Origin of the sequence: Acinetobacter sp. UBA3461, from assembly GCF_002381195.1 — a bacterium.
Classification (GTDB): domain Bacteria; phylum Pseudomonadota; class Gammaproteobacteria; order Pseudomonadales; family Moraxellaceae; genus Acinetobacter; species Acinetobacter schindleri.
Window position 1 is genome coordinate 37,794 of record NZ_DFRO01000048.1, and the last position, 18,090, is coordinate 55,883.

The following is an 18,090-nucleotide window of genomic DNA, read 5'->3' on the forward strand; positions in this document are numbered from 1 at the left end:
TTACAAATTTTATAAAACGTAATACTGACTAAGCAAAATGGATGCCATGATGGGCTGAAATCATCAGGATGATGAAAGAATCTGATTTACAAAGAAGAATTGAAAAGATGGAATAGGCTACTTACCTAACTTAACATTCTGATTACGTATAAAAACATAAAACCTAGCATTTTAGCCTTTATTGATTATTTTTTAACCCAAACTATTTCATATTTTTACATCAGTTTAATTCGGCTTTGTTTTTCCTTAAGGTATTGTCCACTTCTTAACTCATTGAATTATAAAAGGGGAGCAATGCTAGAATTTAAAAATCAAATCGTACACGGCGCAATTTTCGATATGGATGGAACCATGTTTGATACAGAACGTTTGCGCTTTCAAACCTTGCAACAAGCTTCACGTGAGCTGATCGGCGTCGAATTTTCTGAAAACTATTTAATGCAGTGCTTGGGCTTAAGTGCCCGTAGTGCCGAGCAGTTGGCCAAAGAGCGTTATGGACAAGATGTTCCTTATGCCGAGATCCGCCAGCGCGCCGATGTACTGGAACTAGAACATGTACGCAATTATGGTGTTCCAATTAAAAAAGGTTTATTACAGGTACTGGAACGCCTACGCAAGGCAGGTCTAAAAATGGCTGTGGCGACTTCGAGTCGACGTGCGATCGCAGAAGAATATCTGATCAATGCCAATGTCTATAAATTTTTTGATGTGCTGGTGTGTGGCGATGAGATTAAACAAGGGAAACCTCATCCAGAAATTTTTATCAGCGCAGCCGAAAAAATCAATTTAAGTCCGGCTCAATGCCTGATGTTTGAAGATTCTGAAAATGGTTTGCGTTCTGCCTATGATGCAGGTGGTATGACGGTGCTGTTCAAGGATATCAAAATACCGAACGAGTCCATGCTGGCACAAGCCCAGTATTATTATGAAACGGTCGAAGATTTTTTGACGGAACTGAACCAGTTTGTTCCGGTTCTGGACATGCCGGAACTGGAGACTGCTTTTCCGCAAACGCTGAATCAGTTGACGGTCGGGATACACGGTTTTGGTGCAATTGGCGGCGGTTATCTGGCTCAGGTGTTATCGCATTGGGATGGATACACACGTCCACGCAAAATAATTGCTTCGACACGCAATCCACTGTATCAATCCAGCGTCAATGCTTTTGGTACTTACTGTATTCGCTATGGCCAGAATTCTTTTGATCAGCGTATTGAAAATATGAGCGTGATTGATGCGCATGATCTGCAACAAATGCAGAACATGTATATTGAATCCAGTCTGGTCGCCATTTGCGTACCAGAGGAAGCACTGGTTTCTGAAGCGGAGGTCATTGCACAAGGTTTATACGCACGTTATCTGGCTTATGAGCAGCAGGATCAACCACTGACAGTGCTCATTATCCTGAATAAAATTGGTGCTAAACAACAGGTGATGCAGCAGATTCTGAATCGTCTGCAACGAATTACCGATGAACAGACCGCACAGAACATTATGGATCAGCATTACTTCTGTGACACTGTGGTCAACCGCATGGTTTCCAAGCTATCAGACCAGAAACTGTATCGTCAGTTGCGCATTAAATACAACATGTTCAAGCAGTACCAGCTGGATGAAGATTTATCCACCGTTGATCTGGATGATTCAACCGCATTGAATAGCGAGCAGGAACATCAGGCGGGTCTATATATAGAAGACTTGCGCCGTAATTTCCAGCCGAGTCATATCCTGCAGTCTATGGATTTGATTCTGTTTAATGCTGAAACAGATATGCCAATTTATGTGGAAAATAACAGTCCCTTACTGGCGAAAATGCGGCAGATGATTCTGGTGGATGATATTGCCAATATCCAGCTGATTAAAAACCGCTTATGGAATGGCGTACATGCGATGATGGCCTGGTATGCCAGCCTGCGTGGACATCCGACTATTGGGATTGCCATGTCAGATCAGGCAGTCAGAAAATTTATGCACCAGTCCTTAGCTCAGGTGAAGCATAGTCTATGTTACCAGATTCCAAAACATGCCTCAGATCTGGAACGTCTGGCTCAAAGCTTTAGTGAATCTTGTGCCCATGCTTATCAGGACCCATGCGCACGTGTAGGTCGTGAACCCCTCAGAAAACTTGAGCATAATGAGCGGGTGATGGGCTCATTGGCCACCTTGCTCAAATATAGCTTGCCTTTTGATGTGGTTTTAAAAGGAGCAGTACTTGGTTATGTCTATGCTCTGGAGCAGGGCGAATGCGAACAGCAGGAACTGTTGATGCATTTGCAGATCCAGTTAAGACATATGGCATTAGAACCGCAGCTCTATGAGATGTTGTATGACGAAATGTCACAATTCATCAATCAGATCATTGCTGGAAAACTGTCCTTGCAGAAATTCATGCAACTGAATTTACAACAGGCATTCAGCTGAATAAAACGTTAAATCTAAAAGACCCAAAATTTTTCTGGGTCTTTTTTTATGGAAATAAGCAATGTTTTAAACAGCGGTCGCTTCTTGCTGATAAATACAGGATTGCGCAATCTGTTTTTTCTCGGCTGCGGTCATTTCAATATTTTCCCATTTTTCCATTTGCTGCAAGAGCCAGCTAAAATCTTCCAATTTGGGTTGGGCACTTTCACCATGCATATTACGGATAATTGTCTGAATCTTATGGAAGTCATAAACATGCTGATGATCAGAACATTCAAACTGGATAATCTTATAATCGACCAGCATCTCCCAGACTTCAGACAGGTCAGTTCTCTGTTGCAAATCGGCCTGGGCTTTCTGAATCGCAGTCACTAAAGCTTTTAAGGTCAGTGGATGTTGTTCTGCCCACTCCTGACAGACTGCTAATACTTTGTCTGCCACTGCAGGAATAATATTTGGGCTGGAAGCCACAATAAAACTATGACCTTCAATCTGTGCCTGAATATTCCACGGCTCGCCTACACAAAAGCCATCAAAGACATGTTGGGCAATACCTTTCACCATCGAGGGCGGTGGCGAGGTTAGCATATGAAAGTTTTTAGCCAAATCTGGATCGGTCAATGCCAGCCATTCACGTAAACAGAAATGATGGATTGAATATTTATATACATGCGCCAGATTCACGCGTTTATTTTCTTTCAGGGCTTGCACGACTTTTTGCGAACTGGTTTTTTCATCGACATCCGGATGTAAATCCAGCGCATAGCAAAGATCCTGGCGCAGACTGATAAAGGCCTGATTAATGCTGAGTACCAAAGGCGTTTGCAGATTGGCTTTCAGTTGATCCTGACCAAGTGCTGCGGCTGGCAACATTGCAGACAGGCAGTGCGCGACATCAAGGAAGCCATAAGCCAGACGGTCACGTAGACTGGCCCATGAGGCTTCCCGGATCAAGTTCACCTTTAAACCTTGTTCCTGAAAATAACCCTGTTTTTCCGCCCATAAGATCGCGACACAATCGAGCAAAGGAATAAAGCCGATATTAATTTCATGCTGTTCCAGTTCAGACATTTTCTTCTCCTTATTCGCCCGATAACAGTTTTTGTGCATCCAGCAGACGTCTTGCCATTTCGCCCAAAGTTATGCGGTGACTCATGGCATTTTTGCGCAGCAGAGCAAAAGCCTGTTCTTCGCTCATGGAATGCAGTTGAATCAGCAAGGATTTAGCTTTGTCGATGTCACGGCGGTCTGCCAGCTTATCTTGGGTTTCCTTGAGATCATTCAGCAGTTTTTTATGCTTATGGAATTGCTCAATGGAAATCTCCATGATGCTATTCAGCTTGCTCGGATCAATACCATCAACAATATACGCCGTTACACCGGCATCAATCGCGCTTTTGATGGTGTCCTTGTTGGAGTTCTGGGTAAAAAGAACCGTAGGTAATTCATACTGGCTCACGCAACTTTCGATAATGTCTCGATGCGGGTGATCCATATTCAAGAGAATGACATCTGCCTGCAGATTCTTGACATGCGCCATACTCAGATCGTGGACGATCAGGCAGGCAACGACGATAAAATCATGCGCAGTTAATGAATCCTGAATAAATTCAGCACGCTCGGCATTGTCATCAATGAGTGCAATTTTAAGTTTTGGCATATTACAGCTTTATTTTTGATCCAATGATCGGTACATCTTGAACGCATTTATATGCAATTTTTGCGCCATTTTTATGCAATTTTTGCGCCATTTTTATGCAATGTTAAGCAGGGTTTTCTGTATTTTTATGATTCCTTTTTGTGCAAAAGCTTTGAAACAGTGCAATTCCATCAATGTCGTAGGGGATTGCAATGCTTATAAATAAGTTGGACTAGCGCTTTATCCTTAAAAAATAAGTAAAAAAGCCTTTTTTATAAAATTGGCACAGATCCTGCTAAGTATTTAACAAGATAAGAGTATTGAGTCAAAGGCGACTTATACCTGAAAATTTAGACGGCCAATGACGTCCGTTCTGTTCGATTCTGACCTGCCAAAGCCACAGGCCAGGATATTTATAACGTTCAGTTCTGGAGGAAGATGGTCATGTCTTCAAATTTACAAGCTCAAAAAGCAACAAAAATAAGTCTATTCAGTTTTTCCAGCGCAGCGATGCGTGCCTTCCACATGAGCTGGCTGGCATTCTTTGTCTGTTTCTTCGCCTGGTTTGCCTGTGCGCCGCTGATGCCGGTCATTGCAGGTGAATTCAATCTGACCAAAGCACAAATCGCCAATATCAACATTGCTGCGGTTGCTATCACTATTCTGGTTCGTCTGATTGTGGGGCCTTTATGTGACAAATACGGTCCACGTAAAACCTATTCTGCATTACTGATCATCGGCAGTATTCCTGTCTTTGGTGTTGCAGCTTCTAATAGCTACGAATCCTTCCTGTTCTTCCGCTTATTGATTGGCGCCATTGGTGCCAGCTTCGTGATTACCCAATATCACACCAGCATCATGTTTGCGCCAAATGTCGTAGGTACGGCAAATGCGGCAACTGCAGGCTGGGGCAATGCAGGTGGTGGCGCCACGCAGGTATTGATGCCATTAATGCTGGCTGCCCTGGTGATGTTCGGTGTTGAACAGGCAATGGGCTGGAGAATTGCACTGATTGTGCCAGGTGTGATGATGGTGATAGTAGGCTTCCTGTACTGGAAACTGACTCAAGACTGTCCGCAAGGCAACTTTAGTGAATTACGTGCCCAAGGCGTCAGTGTCGGCAGCGATAAAAAAGGCGGCATGGCGATTCTGATGCATGCAGCGAAAAACTACCGCGTCTGGATCCTGTTTGGTGCCTATGCTGCCTGTTTCGGTATCGAAATCTTCATTCATAACATCGTGGCAATGTACTACGTAGAAAACTTCGAGTTTGGCCTGAAAGAAGCGGGTATGGCTGCGGGGATCTTTGGTTTGCTGGCGTTATTTGCACGCGCCCTGGGCGGCATCGTATCTGACAGAGTCGCACTAAGCAAAGGTCTGGATGGCCGTACCAAAGTATTGTTTCTGATGATCCTGCTGGAAGGTGTGTTCCTGGTGGTGTTCTCACAAATGAACAGTGCAATGCTGGCAATCCTGACCATGACGGTATTTGCCCTGTTTACCCACATGGCCTGCGGTGCGACCTATGCGCTGGTGCCATTTATTGATCGTGATGCACTGGGTGGCGTGGCGGGCATTATCGGTGCAGGCGGTAACGTAGGCGCAGTTGCAGCGGGCTTCTTATTAAAAGGCATGCTGGATATCCAGACCACATTAATGGTGCTGGGTGGGCTGGTAGTGATTGCTGCGAGCTGTGTATTGATGATCCGTTTCTCGGTTGAGCATAAGGAAAAAGAACAGCGTCTGTTTGAACAGGCGATCCAGGATCGCAACCTTGTTGAAGCGCAAAATTAAGACCAGATATTTTAAAATTAGTAGGAAGTAAACATATGAAAATTATCATGATTGGTCATGGCATGGTGGGCCACAAATTTATCGAATCTGTACTTGAACAGGCGGGCGATGAGGTTGAAATCACTATTCTGGCTGAAGAACCACGTTTGGCATATGACCGTGTTCATTTAACTGAATATTTCAGTGGAAAATCAGCAAAAGACTTGACCCTTTGCCGTAGCGACTTTGCGGATGCATATGGGATCGACCTGCGCTTGGGCACTAAAGCAGTTTCTATCAATCAGCACACTCGTACTGTGACTACCCAGCATGGTGAAGAGTTAACTTATGACAAGCTGATTCTGGCAACAGGTTCCTATGCTTTTGTTCCGCCAATCCCGGGGAATGACCGTGAAAATTGTTTTGTTTACCGTACGATTGAAGACCTGGATGCCATTCGTGCAGCGAGTTTAAATGCAAAAACTGGTGTGGTAATCGGTGGTGGTCTGTTGGGTCTGGAAGCAGCTAAAGCCCTGCGTGATCTAAATCTGGAAACACATGTGGTTGAATTTGCGCCACGTCTGATGGCAGTCCAGATTGATGATCTTGGCGGAAAAGTTTTACGCTCAAAAATTGAAAATCTGGGTGTTAAAGTTCATACCCAAAAAGCAACCTCATCTATTGAAGACGGTGCCAATGCCAAACATGTGATGAAGTTTGGTGATGGTGCGGAACTGGAAACCGATATTATCCTGTTCTCTGCAGGGATTCGTCCACGTGATGAATTGGCACGTCAAAGCGGGCTGGCCATTGGTGAACGTGGCGGAATCATGATCAATGATTATTGTCAGACTTCTCATCCAGATATTTACGCGATTGGTGAATGTGCACTCTGGAATAACAAGATTTTTGGTCTGGTGGCTCCAGGCTATGACATGGCACGTATCGCTGCAAAGCATGTACTGCAAGAAGAATGTGCAGCATTTGCTGGTGCAGACATGAGCACCAAGCTGAAACTGATGGGTGTAGATGTTGCTTCGGTAGGCGATGCACATGCCATGACACCAGGTTCACTGAGCTACTTCTACGCCGATGAAGCGGCTCAAGTCTATAAGAAAATCGTGGTCAATGCCGAAAAGACCAAACTGTTGGGTGCAGTACTGGTCGGTTGTGCCAAAGAATATAACGACCTGCTGCAAATGATGCTGAATGGACTGGCTGTACCTGAGAATCCTGAAAGCCTGATTATGCCGGGCTTTGATCAGGCGACTGCTAAAGCAGGTGGTAGTGGTGTGGATCTACTTCCAGATAGTGCAACCATCTGTTCATGTAATAACGTGTCTAAAGCAGATATATGCTCTGCAATTGCTGATGGCTCAACTTCACTCGGCGCTCTGAAAAAATGCACCAAAGCAGCAACCGCCTGTGGTGGCTGTGCGCCACTCGTCACTCAAGTATTGAAGTCTGAGTTGCAACGCCAAGGCGTAACGGTGAATAACCATTTGTGTGAACATTTTGCTTACTCACGTCAAGAGCTGTATCACCTGGTTCGTATTAATGAAATCAAGACGTTCGATGACCTGGTTCATCAACATGGACATGGGCTGGGCTGTGACATCTGTAAACCGACGGTAGCGAACATTCTCGCATCTTGCTGGAATGATTTCGTCTTAAAACCAAGCCATGCTGGCTTGCAAGACAGTAATGACTACTACCTAGGCAATATCCAGAAAGATGGTTCTTACTCAGTCGTGCCACGTATGGCGGGTGGTGAAGTTACACCGGATGGCCTGATTGCGATTGGTCAGATTGCTAAAGAATATGGCCTATATACCAAACTGACAGGCGGTCAACGTGTCGATATGTTTGGTGCACAAGTGCATCAATTGCCGGAAATCTGGGAAAAACTGATCAATGCCGGTTTTGAATCAGGTCATGCTTACGGTAAATCCTTACGTACCGTGAAATCTTGTGTCGGTAGCACCTGGTGCCGTTATGGCGTAGATGATTCGGTTGGCTTGGCGATCTTCCTGGAAAACCGTTACAAAGGCCTGCGTTCTCCACATAAACTGAAAATGGCCGTGTCTGGCTGTACCCGTGAATGTGCCGAAGCACAAAGCAAAGACGTGGGGGTGATTGCCACTGAAAAAGGCTGGAACCTGTATGTTTGCGGTAACGGCGGTATGAAACCACGCCACGCGGAACTGCTGGCATCTGATCTGGATACTCAAACCCTGATCCGCTATATCGACCGTTTCTTCATGTTCTATATCCAGACTGCAGATCGTTTGCAACGTACTTCGGTATGGCGTGACAACCTCGAAGGTGGCCTGGATTATCTGAAAGATGTCATCGTGAATGACTCGCTTGGTCTGGCCGCTGAACTGGAACAGCGTATGCAGCATGTGGTGGGTACTTATCAAGACGAATGGCGTACTGCGATTGAAGATCCTGAAGTACGTAAACGCTTTAAAACCTTTATTAATGCCAAAGCTGAATTGCAGAATGATCCTCATGTTCAATTTACTGAAGTACGCGGCCAGATCCGTCCGAAAACTGAAGCTGAACGTGATATCACACGTATTCCAGTAGTTGAAGCCTGATTCAAAGCATAAGGAAGAAAGAAGATGACCATTTTAAAAGATATGAATGAACTGAATTGGGTGGAAGTGTGTGCACTGGATGACATTACCCCGAATACCGGTGTAGGTGCATTAATTGAAAATCAGCAAATTGCTTTGTTCCGTGTAGGTCATGAAAAGCGTGTGTATGCCTTAAGTAACCAGGATCCATTTAGTAAAGCATTTGTAATGTCACGCGGGATTCTGGGTGATCTGCAAGGTGAACGCGTCGTCGCTTCACCGATTTACAAGCAGCATTTCAGTCTGGCAACCGGACGCTGTCTGGAAGATAAAGACCAAAAGCTGCTGGTATTTCCAAGCAAGATTGAAAATGGCAAAGTATTCATTAGCCCAGTGCCACAAAAAACTTATATCACCAACAACGGCATTTCACCGGAAAAAATGAAATTGGTATTGGTGGGGAATGGTTTAGCCGGCATGCGCTGTCTGGAAGACCTGCTGGATATGGCACCAGACCGTTATGAAATTACTGTGATTGGTGAAGAGCCGTGGGGTAACTACAACCGCATCATGCTGTCGCCAGTGCTTTCTGGCGAGAAAACCATTGATGACATCATGCTACATCCGCATGCATGGTATGCCGACAAAGGTATCCGTCTGGTTGCAGGTGATCCAGCGGTTCGTATCGATCGTCCGCGTAAGCAGGTTTATACCGAAAAAGGCGAAGTGATCAGTTATGACCGTTTAATTCTGGCGACGGGTTCCAAACCATTCGTTCCGCCAATTCCAGGTAGCGACTTAAAAGGTGTACTCAGCTTCCGCGACATTTATGACGTGAACAACATGCTGGACTACTGCAAAACCAAGAAAAATGCGGTGGTGATTGGTGGTGGTCTACTGGGTCTGGAAGCAGCTTACGGTCTGAAACAGCAAGGCATGAATGTCACAGTATTGCATCTGATGGATCGTATCATGGATCGTCAGCTGGACAGCAAAGCCAGTCAGATGCTGAAAACAGCGATTGAGCAGAAAGGTATCACCATCCTGACTGAAGCCAATACCGAATGCTTAATTGGTGAAGAAGGTCATGTGACCCAAGTGAAACTAAAAGATGGGACTGTACTGGAAGCTGATTTGGTGGTCTTTGCAGTTGGTATTCGTCCAAATATCGCATTGGCGCAAAGTGCTGGTCTGCGTTGTAATCGCGGTGTGCTGGTAAATGACACCATGCAGACTTTTGACCCAAGTATTTATGCGGTGGGTGAATGTATCGAGCACCGTGGTCAAACCTTTGGTCTGGTTGAACCACTTTGGGGCCAGGCGTTCATTTGTGCATCACATCTGGCCGAGCATGGCAGCTTGACCTTTAAAGCGCCGACGGTTCCGACTCAGCTGAAAGTGAGTGGTTGTGATGTGTTCTCTGCAGGTGACTTCGAACCAAAAGATGATTTTGAAGATATCGTACTGAATGATGAAAAGCGTCAGATCTATAAACGCATTATTATTCAAAAGGATAAAGTCATTGGTGCGGTGCTGTTTGGTGATACGGAAGACGGTACCTGGTATGCCGAACTGATTGCAGATCAAACCCCAATTGCAACGATTCGTAACAAGCTGCTTTTTGGTCGGGATTTTGCATTAAAGAAAGCAGGGTAAAAAATCAATTTGTCATGGTGAAACCAAGATCCGCGGAAACGTCATCCGCAACTGTTTGAGCCAAGACAAAATATGAAAATGAATGTTTCTGCGACCTTTTTGATACATGCCGGATGAGGGCGAGTTTTGCGGATGACAATGGTTTTGCCTACTTTTCCCGAAAGAAAAGTAGGTCGAACCGAAGGTTGATCCAAATAAATGAGTTGCATTGAAAAGACACCGTTGTAATGAACCTTTTTTGAAAAGAATTAAATTGTGTTTCAACTCCTAAGGAGCATCCATGAACAGTATTCCCGTTGTGGAAATTGAAAGCTCCACAGAATTAAAAACTAAAACCACACAGACCACATGCCCATATTGCGGCGTGGGTTGTGGTGTGACTGCACATGTAACGCCGACGACCTCAGGTCCGAAAGTGACTGTTGAAGGTGATGTCAAACATCCTTCGAATTACGGAAAATTGTGCATCAAAGGCAGTAATCTGGCTGATACCTTAGGATTGGAAACCCGTTTATTGCATCCAATGTTAGGTCGTAAAGACCAGCGTGAAGTTACTGATTGGGATACTGCAACTTCAACGATTGCCCATAAATTCCAGCAATATATTGAGCAGTATGGCCGTGACAGCATTGCCTTTTATGTCTCGGGTCAGCTGCTGACTGAAGACTATTATGTGGTGAATAAGTTCGTCAAAGGCTATCTCGGCACGGCAAATATTGATACTAATTCACGTCTATGTATGTCTTCCGCTGTAGCTGCACATAAGCGTGCCTTTGGTGAAGATCTGGTTCCAGCCAGTTATGAAGATTTTGAACATACTGACATGGTCGTGCTGGTGGGTTCCAATACTGCTTGGTGTCATCCGGTGCTCTACCAGCGCATCATGAAAACCAAGGAACAGCGTGACCTGTTCGTGGTCGTGGTTGATCCACGTTTTACCAGTACCTGTGAAGCAGCAGATTTGCATCTACCTATTCTGCCAGGGCAAGACGTTGCACTATTTAATGGCCTATTACAGTACTTATATCAGCATGGTGATGTAGATCAGGAATTTGTTGCTGCACATACCCAAGGGCTGAAACAGGCCTTGGCCAGCAGTACTGCGGAAGCTTCGATTGAAAATGTTGCGGCACGCACCGGTATTTCAGCTGCTAAGCTGAGTCAATTCTTTGAAAAATTTGCCCAGATTGACAAAGTCATGACGTTGTTCTCCATGGGTGTAAACCAATCCTCCCGTGGCGTAGATAAAGCCAATAGTATTATTAACTGCCATTTGCTCACGGGTAAAATTGGTAAGCTCGGTGCAGCCCCATTCTCTATGACCGGCCAGCCAAATGCGATGGGCGGACGTGAAGTCGGTGGCTTGGCCAATATGCTGGCAGCCCATATGGATTTAGAAAATCTGGAGCATCAACAGCTGGTGCAAAACTTCTGGCAAAGTCCATATATTGCCAAGCAAGCGGGTTTTAAGGCAGTTGATCTATTCCAGGCAGTCGAAAGCGGCAAGATCAAAGCCATCTGGATCATGGCAACCAATCCGGTCGTCAGCTTGCCCGATGCCGATCAAGTGAAGCGTGCTCTGGATAAATGTGAATTCGTAGTGGTCTCTGATATCTGTCAGGATACGGATACTACTCAATATGCTGATGTATTACTTCCAGCTTTAGGCTGGGGCGAAAAAGATGGAACCGTCACCAATTCGGAACGCCGTATTTCAAGGCAACATGCCTTTTTAGATGCGCCGGGTGAAGCCAAATCCGACTGGTGGGCGATTGCACAGGTGGCGAAGCAAATGGGCTTCAGAGGGTTTGATTTTCACAATAGCCATGAAATTTTTAAAGAACATGCCGGACTCTCTGCCTATCAGAATGTAGAAATTTCCCAACGTCTAGAAACCCCATATTTCCGTTATTTTAATCTGCAAGGCTTGAGTAATTTAACCATAGAAGAATACGACAAACTGGAACCAGTGCAATGGCCGGTTTGGGGTAAACAGCAACCTGCTCAATCTGTAGGAAGATTATTTGCCCAAGGCCAGTTCAGTCATGCGGATGGTAAAGCCAAGTTTATTGCTACAACTGCGATTGATCCGGTCAATCAGGTTTCCAGTGAATATCCTTTAATTCTGAATACCGGCCGGATTCGTGACCAATGGCATACTATGAGCCGTACTGGATTATCTGCCAATCTCAGTACACATCGTGCCGAACCGTATTGTGAAATTCACCCGAATGATGCACTGAAATACGGGATTCAGGATGGTGAACTGGTCGAAGTTCGTTCTGAATGGGGACAATGTATTTTACGTGCTCAGGTCAGTGACAATATCCGTCGTGGTCAGGTCTTTGCACCAATCCACTGGAATGATCAGGTGGCATCCGATGCACGTATCGGCAAGCTGGTGAATCCGGTGGTCGATGCCATTTCTGGCGAGCCTGAGTTTAAGCATACGCCAGTGTTGATTCAGCCATTCCATACTCAGTGGCAGGGTGTGCTGTATGTACGTGAAGGTTATGAAAGTTATGTGCAACCCTTTATTGATAAAACCATCTGGTGGACCAAGGTCAAAGCGGTCCGAGCAACGCGTTATGAAATTGCGGATCGTCAGAAATTTAGCACCACGACCGAGCAGCTGAAAAGCCTATTGCCATTTACTGAAGAAGATTTTGAATGGCTGAATCTGGATGACCAGACTGCACATATCAGTCATAGCGTGGTATTACAGGATGGCAAGCTGATTGCCAGCCTGTATATCGCACCAAAAGAGCTGTTGCCAGATCGCGACTGGTTATCGGGGCTATTTCAGCGTGAACGACTCAGTGCCATGCACCGTAAAGCGTTGCTGGCCGGTCAGGCGATCTCAATGAGCAAGAGTGAAGGTGCGCTAGTGTGCAGCTGTTTTAAAGTCGGTAAAAATCGCATCATCCAAACCATAAAAGAAAAAAATATCACCAATGAAAAACAGGTGACCGCATGTCTAAAAGCCGGCGGCAACTGCGGTTCCTGCTTACCTGAAATTCGTGGCCTGATTAAAGCTTGCCAAACGGAGTCCGTATAATGAAAAGAATCCATAAGAATATGAATTATCCACCCACCGATTTAGTCATCCTGGCCGGTGGTCAGGCGCGTCGGATGAATGGCATTAACAAGCTGCTGCAAAAGTTTGATGATGAAATTCAACTGATCAAGATTCACCAACAGCTTAGATCGCGTGTTGGTCAAGTCTGGATCAACAGCCACCGTGATCACTCCATTTATGAACGCCTTATTCCATCAATCCGTTATTTTCAGGATGATGAACCGGGCTTTCACGGACCCTTGATGGGCATGAAAAGTGCCTGGTCTCATGTGCAGTCTGACTACGTGCTGTTTGTACCATGCGATGTGACTTACATTCCCAAAAAGGTTATTTCTGGATTACATCGGGCCATGCAGCGAGATCCTCTTTGTGAAGTGGCTGTAGTGGAAATAAATGATATAGCGTTGTATCCATTCTGCTTACTTAAACGAAGCAGTTTGCCGACACTGGTTCAGCATCTCGAACAAAATCAGCGCAGCTTAAGACATTGTTTTGCGAAAATGCACATGCAAATGGCGCGATTTAAAAATCATGCACTGTTTTTTCACAGCATTAACTCCTTTGATGAATTGCAGCAACATCAGCAACTGCATTTTCTCTAAGTGCTGATTGAGTAGTGCTTAAAAGTAGGGCAATACACCTGTTTCAAACCCTTATTATTCTTAAATTCCAATAAATCGCACTCAAATATTAAAAAGCCGCAATTTCTGCGCAAAGTTGGAACACTTATTGCAATTTAACCCTAGAGCAATAGCAATTTAATAGGGCATCGGTCAGCAAAAATTTGGCTAGAAACAAAGTTGATGATCGACCCTGATGGAATAAGCAATGAACCACATCAATCCTTTACAGCAGGCTGAACCAGTCCCGGTATTTCAGGATCAGTTTGGACGCAATAAGCGTAAGCTCCGTATCTCTGTGACGGATCGCTGTAATTTTAAATGTGTTTATTGCATGCCAGAACATCCAGAATGGATGAAAAAACACGATTTACTCAGCTTTGAAGAACTCTATTATTTTTGTGAATTCATGGTTCGCCGTGGTATTGAACAGATCCGGATTACCGGTGGTGAACCTCTGATGCGCCAAGGTGTAGTGCATTTTATTGCCGAACTACAGCAACTGAAAAAAATCGGCCTGAAACGTATTTCAATGACTACGAATGGTCATTATCTCAAACAATATGCAGCAGAATTAAAGCAGGCCGGGCTAGATGACCTGAATATCAGTCTGGACAGCCTGGATGCAGAGCAGTTTGAACAGTTAACTGCAAAAAAACTGCAACCCGTATTAGAAGGCATTCAAGCAGCCCAGCAGGCTGGCTTTCAAATCAAAATTAATACAGTACTCATCAAAGGCATCAATGATGACCAGATTCTGTCTTTGGCACACTGGGCCAAACGCGAACAAGTTGAATTGCGTTTTATCGAGTTTATGCCACTCGATGGCGACCAGAACTGGTCACGTGATCATGTGGTTAGCGAGCAGGACATTCTGGATCAACTGGCACAAGTATTTGAAGTAAAGATCAGACAAGGTCAGGGGGCTAATCCAGCACGAAGCTATTACATTGACGGTATGTCGATCGGCATTATTTCAACGATTACCAATTCATTCTGTGGTAACTGTGACCGTTTACGACTGAATGCTCAAGGTGAATTATTTAACTGCTTATTCTCAACTCAAGGTCTAAAACTCAAAAACAGTATTCAACAGTTAAGACAGCACCTAGCATCAGCTGAACAAACCCTGCAACAACAGCTGCAACCCTATATCTGGAATAAAGCTGCTGGCTTTCAGGCCATTCAGGCTCAGCAAAGACTGTTCAATCCCTCCCATAAAACCCATTCAAATTTCCGAAAAATCAGCATGCATATGATAGGAGGCTAAGATGACTACAAAACTTCAATCATCGATTACCGTCAAAATCGAATCTTTCGGTGCGATCGAACGTCAGTTACCTCAAGATTTAACTGTGCAATGTCAGATAGACAGTCTGGTCGCCGATGTACTCAATAAAGTCATTCAGTCCTTTCCAGAAGCTTTCAACCTGTTAGAGCGTTGTGCCTGTGCCATCGGTGAAGACATTATTTCTCGTCAGACTCGATTAAATCAGGACAGTACTCTAGTGTTGCTGTCACCGGTCGCAGGAGGTTGAGATGGAACTGAAACAATTTGCCCGTATTCAAGACACACCGCTGCAACAGGACGTATTTGATGGGATTCAATATTTTCCTGAATGTGGGGGAATCGGTATTTTTATTGGAACAGTACGAAATCATCATGAAGGTAAAGCGGTTAAAGCACTGAAATATACCGCTTATGCACCTGTTGCTGAAAAGATGATTCGCCAGATCGAGCAGGAAATTCAGGCTGAATATGACGTGTCCTATGTCCGAGTTGTACATCGTATCGGTTCACTGGATATTGGTGATATCGCCATTATTGCCATGGCCTATGCATCACATCGTCGGGAAGCTTTTCAAGCCTGCGAAGAAGCCGTGGAACGGGTCAAGCATGAAGTACCGGTCTGGAAAGAAGAATTCTATATGGATGGCAGTAGCCAATATGTCGAAGGTTGCTGCATTCGTCGTGACCAGGGTTCAGATCATCACACTCATAGAAAGCATGTGCATACGCATAACTGTACTGATGCACATAAATCGGAAAAATTGCCTTTTAACCTGATCCAGCCAGATGTTCCTGTTTATCAATGGCCGCTATAAATTCAAGTTTGAGTAAAAAATGAAAAGATTCAAGAAGGATAAGCCATGAAAGATGTCGGAATGAAACCGGAGAGTTACCGCACTGCTATTGCCACCGGGATTCTGCATGCGCCGCCACACTGCATTGAATTACTGCGTAATGGTAATACCGACAAAGGTGATGCGCTAAAAACCGCCCGGATCGCAGGGATTTTAGGCGCAAAACGTACTGATGAACTCATTCCTCTATGTCATCCACTGCCAATTTATCGGACCGATGTGGAATATGAGCTTGAAGAAGCCCATGTAGTGATTACTGCGGTAGTGGAAACGATTGGTCCAACGGGTGTGGAAATGGAAGCACTGACAGCAGTCAGTCTGGCAGGTTTGACCCTTTACGATATGCTGAAACCACATTGTGAGCCGGAAGAATTATGTCTGGATCAGGTTAAACTGGGGCAAAAAAAGGGTGGAAAATCACATTTCACTCGTGTTTTGAAAGAACATTTACCAGCCTCTGTCATTGTACTTTCTGATACCGTGGTATCTGGCAAGAAAGCCGACACAGCCGGGCAGAATGTGATGGAAATTCTGGAAGAAGCTAATTTTGGCTATATCCAGTATCAGGTGATTCCGGACAGTCCTGAACAGCTAAAAGCTTTAATTGAACAGCAAAAAAATGATTATCCATTAATTCTGACAGTGGGTGGTACGGGACTTGGCCCTAAAGATCTGACGGTGGAAACTATTCAACCCTTACTAACCCGTGAAATTCCGGGACTGATGGAAGCTGCACGCAGTTTTGGTCAACGTCGTACACCTTACGCAGCACTGAGCCGTGGTGTCGCAGGTTATATTGAAAACAGCCTGATCCTTACCTTACCGGGTAGCCGTCAAGGGGCCCAAGAATCTTTAGTGGCGATTTTACCTGCACTCGTACATCTGTTTGATGTACAGAAAAATATTCCTCATGCAGGAGGCTATGAATGAACTCTGCTGTAACGACAGAATATTCCGCCTGTGGCAGTGAACCCGGCCTAATTTCTGTCGATCAGGCTCTGCAGATGATTCTAGATCATACTGATCATTTAGCCATTGAAACACTGCCCTTAAGTCAGGCACTGAACCGTTTCGTAGCCGAAGATATTTATTCAAAAACTCAGCTGCCGATATTTTCGCAAAGTGCTGTAGACGGTTATGCCATCTGTATGGATATCGACATGCCAGCAGAAAGCAGTTTTGAACTGATCGGTGAAATTCGTGCTGGACAGGGAGCTGATCTGATACTTGAGCCAGGTCAGGCAGTACGCATCTTTACTGGTGCGAAAATTCCGTTGCAGACCACGACGGTGGCAAGACAGGAAATTGTACAGCTCAGGGACTCGATCATTATCTTGACTGAAGCCTTGCGACTGGATGCTGATATCCGTCAAGTGGGTGAAGAAATTTGCATGGGCCAATGCCTGGCTGTTCAGGGGCAGCAGCTCAGTATTGGAACAATTGCAGCCTTAAGCATGGCAGGGATCCGGGAAGTTTCAGTTTATCGCTATCCTAAAATTGCAGTGGTGATTACTGGGGATGAAGTGGCTGACACTGTGGAAGACCTGAATTCCGGCAAAATTTTTGATGCCAATGCTCCTTTAATTCAAGCCTGGTTCCAGTCCAGAAACCAGCAGGTTGAGATCATGCATGTTGCCGATACCGAACAGGCGGTCAGCGCGCTATTTCAAAGGCTGAGAACCCAGTATGATCTGATTCTGACCACCGGTGGTGTATCGGTAGGAGATTATGATTTTGTCCGTCCGGTCGCACTGAAAATTGGTTTTGAACAGTTATTCTGGAAAGTCAAACAGAAACCTGGCAAGCCAATGTTCTTCGCCAAATCTGAGCGACCCGATCAAAGTCCATGTTATTTACTCGGTCTGCCGGGTAATCCGGCTGCAGTCTATATAGGCATGCAGGTCTATGTATCAACCTTAATCAGTACGTTGCAAGGTCAAAAGCAATTACCACAATGGTTTAGTGCAGTAATGAGTCATGACTTGAAAGCCGATAGCCGGGAACGTTTTTTGCGTATGGCAGTAAGTTTTGAATCGGGAATGCTAAAGCTTTCCAGCTTGCCGAAGCAACAGTCGCATATGCTGAGTAATCTGATGCAGGCCAATTGTATTGTCCGTATTCCGGCAGCGCAAAGCATCCAGACCGGTCAGATCCTGCAAGGTCTGTTTATTTAAG

Annotated in this window: 13 protein-coding genes; 11 read left to right on the forward strand and 2 right to left on the reverse strand. The window is 45.0% G+C overall.

Translation table 11 applies throughout. The features are described from left to right. The first annotated feature begins 294 nt into the window (after window positions 1–294). Window positions 295–2,421: a bifunctional mannitol-1-phosphate dehydrogenase/phosphatase gene (gene mtlD / locus B3D47_RS14140; RefSeq protein ID WP_286862649.1), complete on the forward strand. Its 2,127-nt coding sequence runs from the start codon at window positions 295–297 to the stop codon at window positions 2,419–2,421. 66 nt (window positions 2,422–2,487) lie between these two features. Here mtlD and B3D47_RS14145 read toward each other — a convergent pair whose 3' ends face one another. Together B3D47_RS14145 and B3D47_RS14150 are read right to left on the reverse strand one after the other, a co-directional pair. Then, the gene (locus B3D47_RS14145) at window positions 2,488–3,492 is read right to left on the reverse strand and encodes an ABC transporter substrate-binding protein (protein ID WP_286862651.1); all 1,005 of its coding nucleotides are present in this window, start codon (window positions 3,490–3,492) and stop codon (window positions 2,488–2,490) included. Between the two features lie 10 nt (window positions 3,493–3,502). Then, a complete protein-coding gene (locus tag B3D47_RS14150; RefSeq protein ID WP_071320262.1) occupies window positions 3,503–4,081 on the reverse strand; it encodes an ANTAR domain-containing response regulator in 579 nt (192 codons plus the stop codon). 423 nt (window positions 4,082–4,504) lie between these two features. Between B3D47_RS14150 and B3D47_RS14155 the strand changes: the two genes are divergently transcribed. The 10 genes from B3D47_RS14155 to B3D47_RS14200 all read left to right on the forward strand — a co-directional run bounded on the left by B3D47_RS14155 (window position 4,505) and on the right by B3D47_RS14200 (window position 18,089). After that, window positions 4,505–5,854, forward strand: a complete 1,350-nt coding sequence (locus tag B3D47_RS14155) for an MFS transporter (protein ID WP_071320263.1) — start codon at window positions 4,505–4,507, stop codon at window positions 5,852–5,854. Between the two features lie 35 nt (window positions 5,855–5,889). Further along, window positions 5,890–8,436 (forward strand): nitrite reductase large subunit NirB, encoded by a 2,547-nt coding sequence (gene nirB / locus B3D47_RS14160; protein ID WP_286862653.1) that lies wholly within the window; start codon window positions 5,890–5,892, stop codon window positions 8,434–8,436. A gap of 24 nt (window positions 8,437–8,460) precedes the next feature. Next, the gene (nirD, locus tag B3D47_RS14165) at window positions 8,461–10,071 is read left to right on the forward strand and encodes a nitrite reductase small subunit NirD (protein WP_286862655.1); all 1,611 of its coding nucleotides are present in this window, start codon (window positions 8,461–8,463) and stop codon (window positions 10,069–10,071) included. A gap of 280 nt (window positions 10,072–10,351) precedes the next feature. Beyond that, on the forward strand, window positions 10,352–13,129 hold the full coding sequence (locus B3D47_RS14170; RefSeq protein WP_286862657.1) for a nitrate reductase: 2,778 nt from the start codon (window positions 10,352–10,354) through the stop codon (window positions 13,127–13,129). Continuing rightward, window positions 13,129–13,752, forward strand: coding sequence for an NTP transferase domain-containing protein (locus B3D47_RS14175; RefSeq protein WP_004894861.1), 624 nt, complete (start codon window positions 13,129–13,131; stop codon window positions 13,750–13,752). The genes B3D47_RS14170 and B3D47_RS14175 overlap by 1 nt, the downstream gene beginning before the upstream one ends. A 226-nt stretch (window positions 13,753–13,978) precedes the next feature. Next, entirely contained in the window at window positions 13,979–15,040 is a 1,062-nt protein-coding gene (gene moaA, locus B3D47_RS14180; protein WP_286862659.1) for a GTP 3',8-cyclase MoaA, read from the forward strand. Between the two features lies 1 nt (window position 15,041). Then, entirely contained in the window at window positions 15,042–15,308 is a 267-nt protein-coding gene (locus B3D47_RS14185; RefSeq protein ID WP_004809395.1) for a MoaD/ThiS family protein, read from the forward strand. A 1-nt stretch (window position 15,309) separates the two neighbouring features. After that, a complete protein-coding gene (locus tag B3D47_RS14190; protein ID WP_286862661.1) occupies window positions 15,310–15,876 on the forward strand; it encodes a molybdenum cofactor biosynthesis protein MoaE in 567 nt (188 codons plus the stop codon). 45 nt (window positions 15,877–15,921) lie between these two features. Beyond that, window positions 15,922–16,845 carry a bifunctional molybdenum cofactor biosynthesis protein MoaC/MoaB gene (moaCB, locus tag B3D47_RS14195; RefSeq protein ID WP_286862663.1) on the forward strand — a complete coding sequence of 308 codons (924 nt, stop codon included), beginning with the start codon at window positions 15,922–15,924 and terminating at the stop codon, window positions 16,843–16,845. Then, complete coding sequence (locus B3D47_RS14200; RefSeq protein WP_286862665.1) at window positions 16,842–18,089, forward strand: molybdopterin molybdotransferase MoeA; 1,248 nt, start codon at window positions 16,842–16,844, stop codon at window positions 18,087–18,089. The genes moaCB and B3D47_RS14200 overlap by 4 nt, the downstream gene beginning before the upstream one ends. The last annotated feature ends 1 nt before the right edge of the window (window position 18,090 follow it).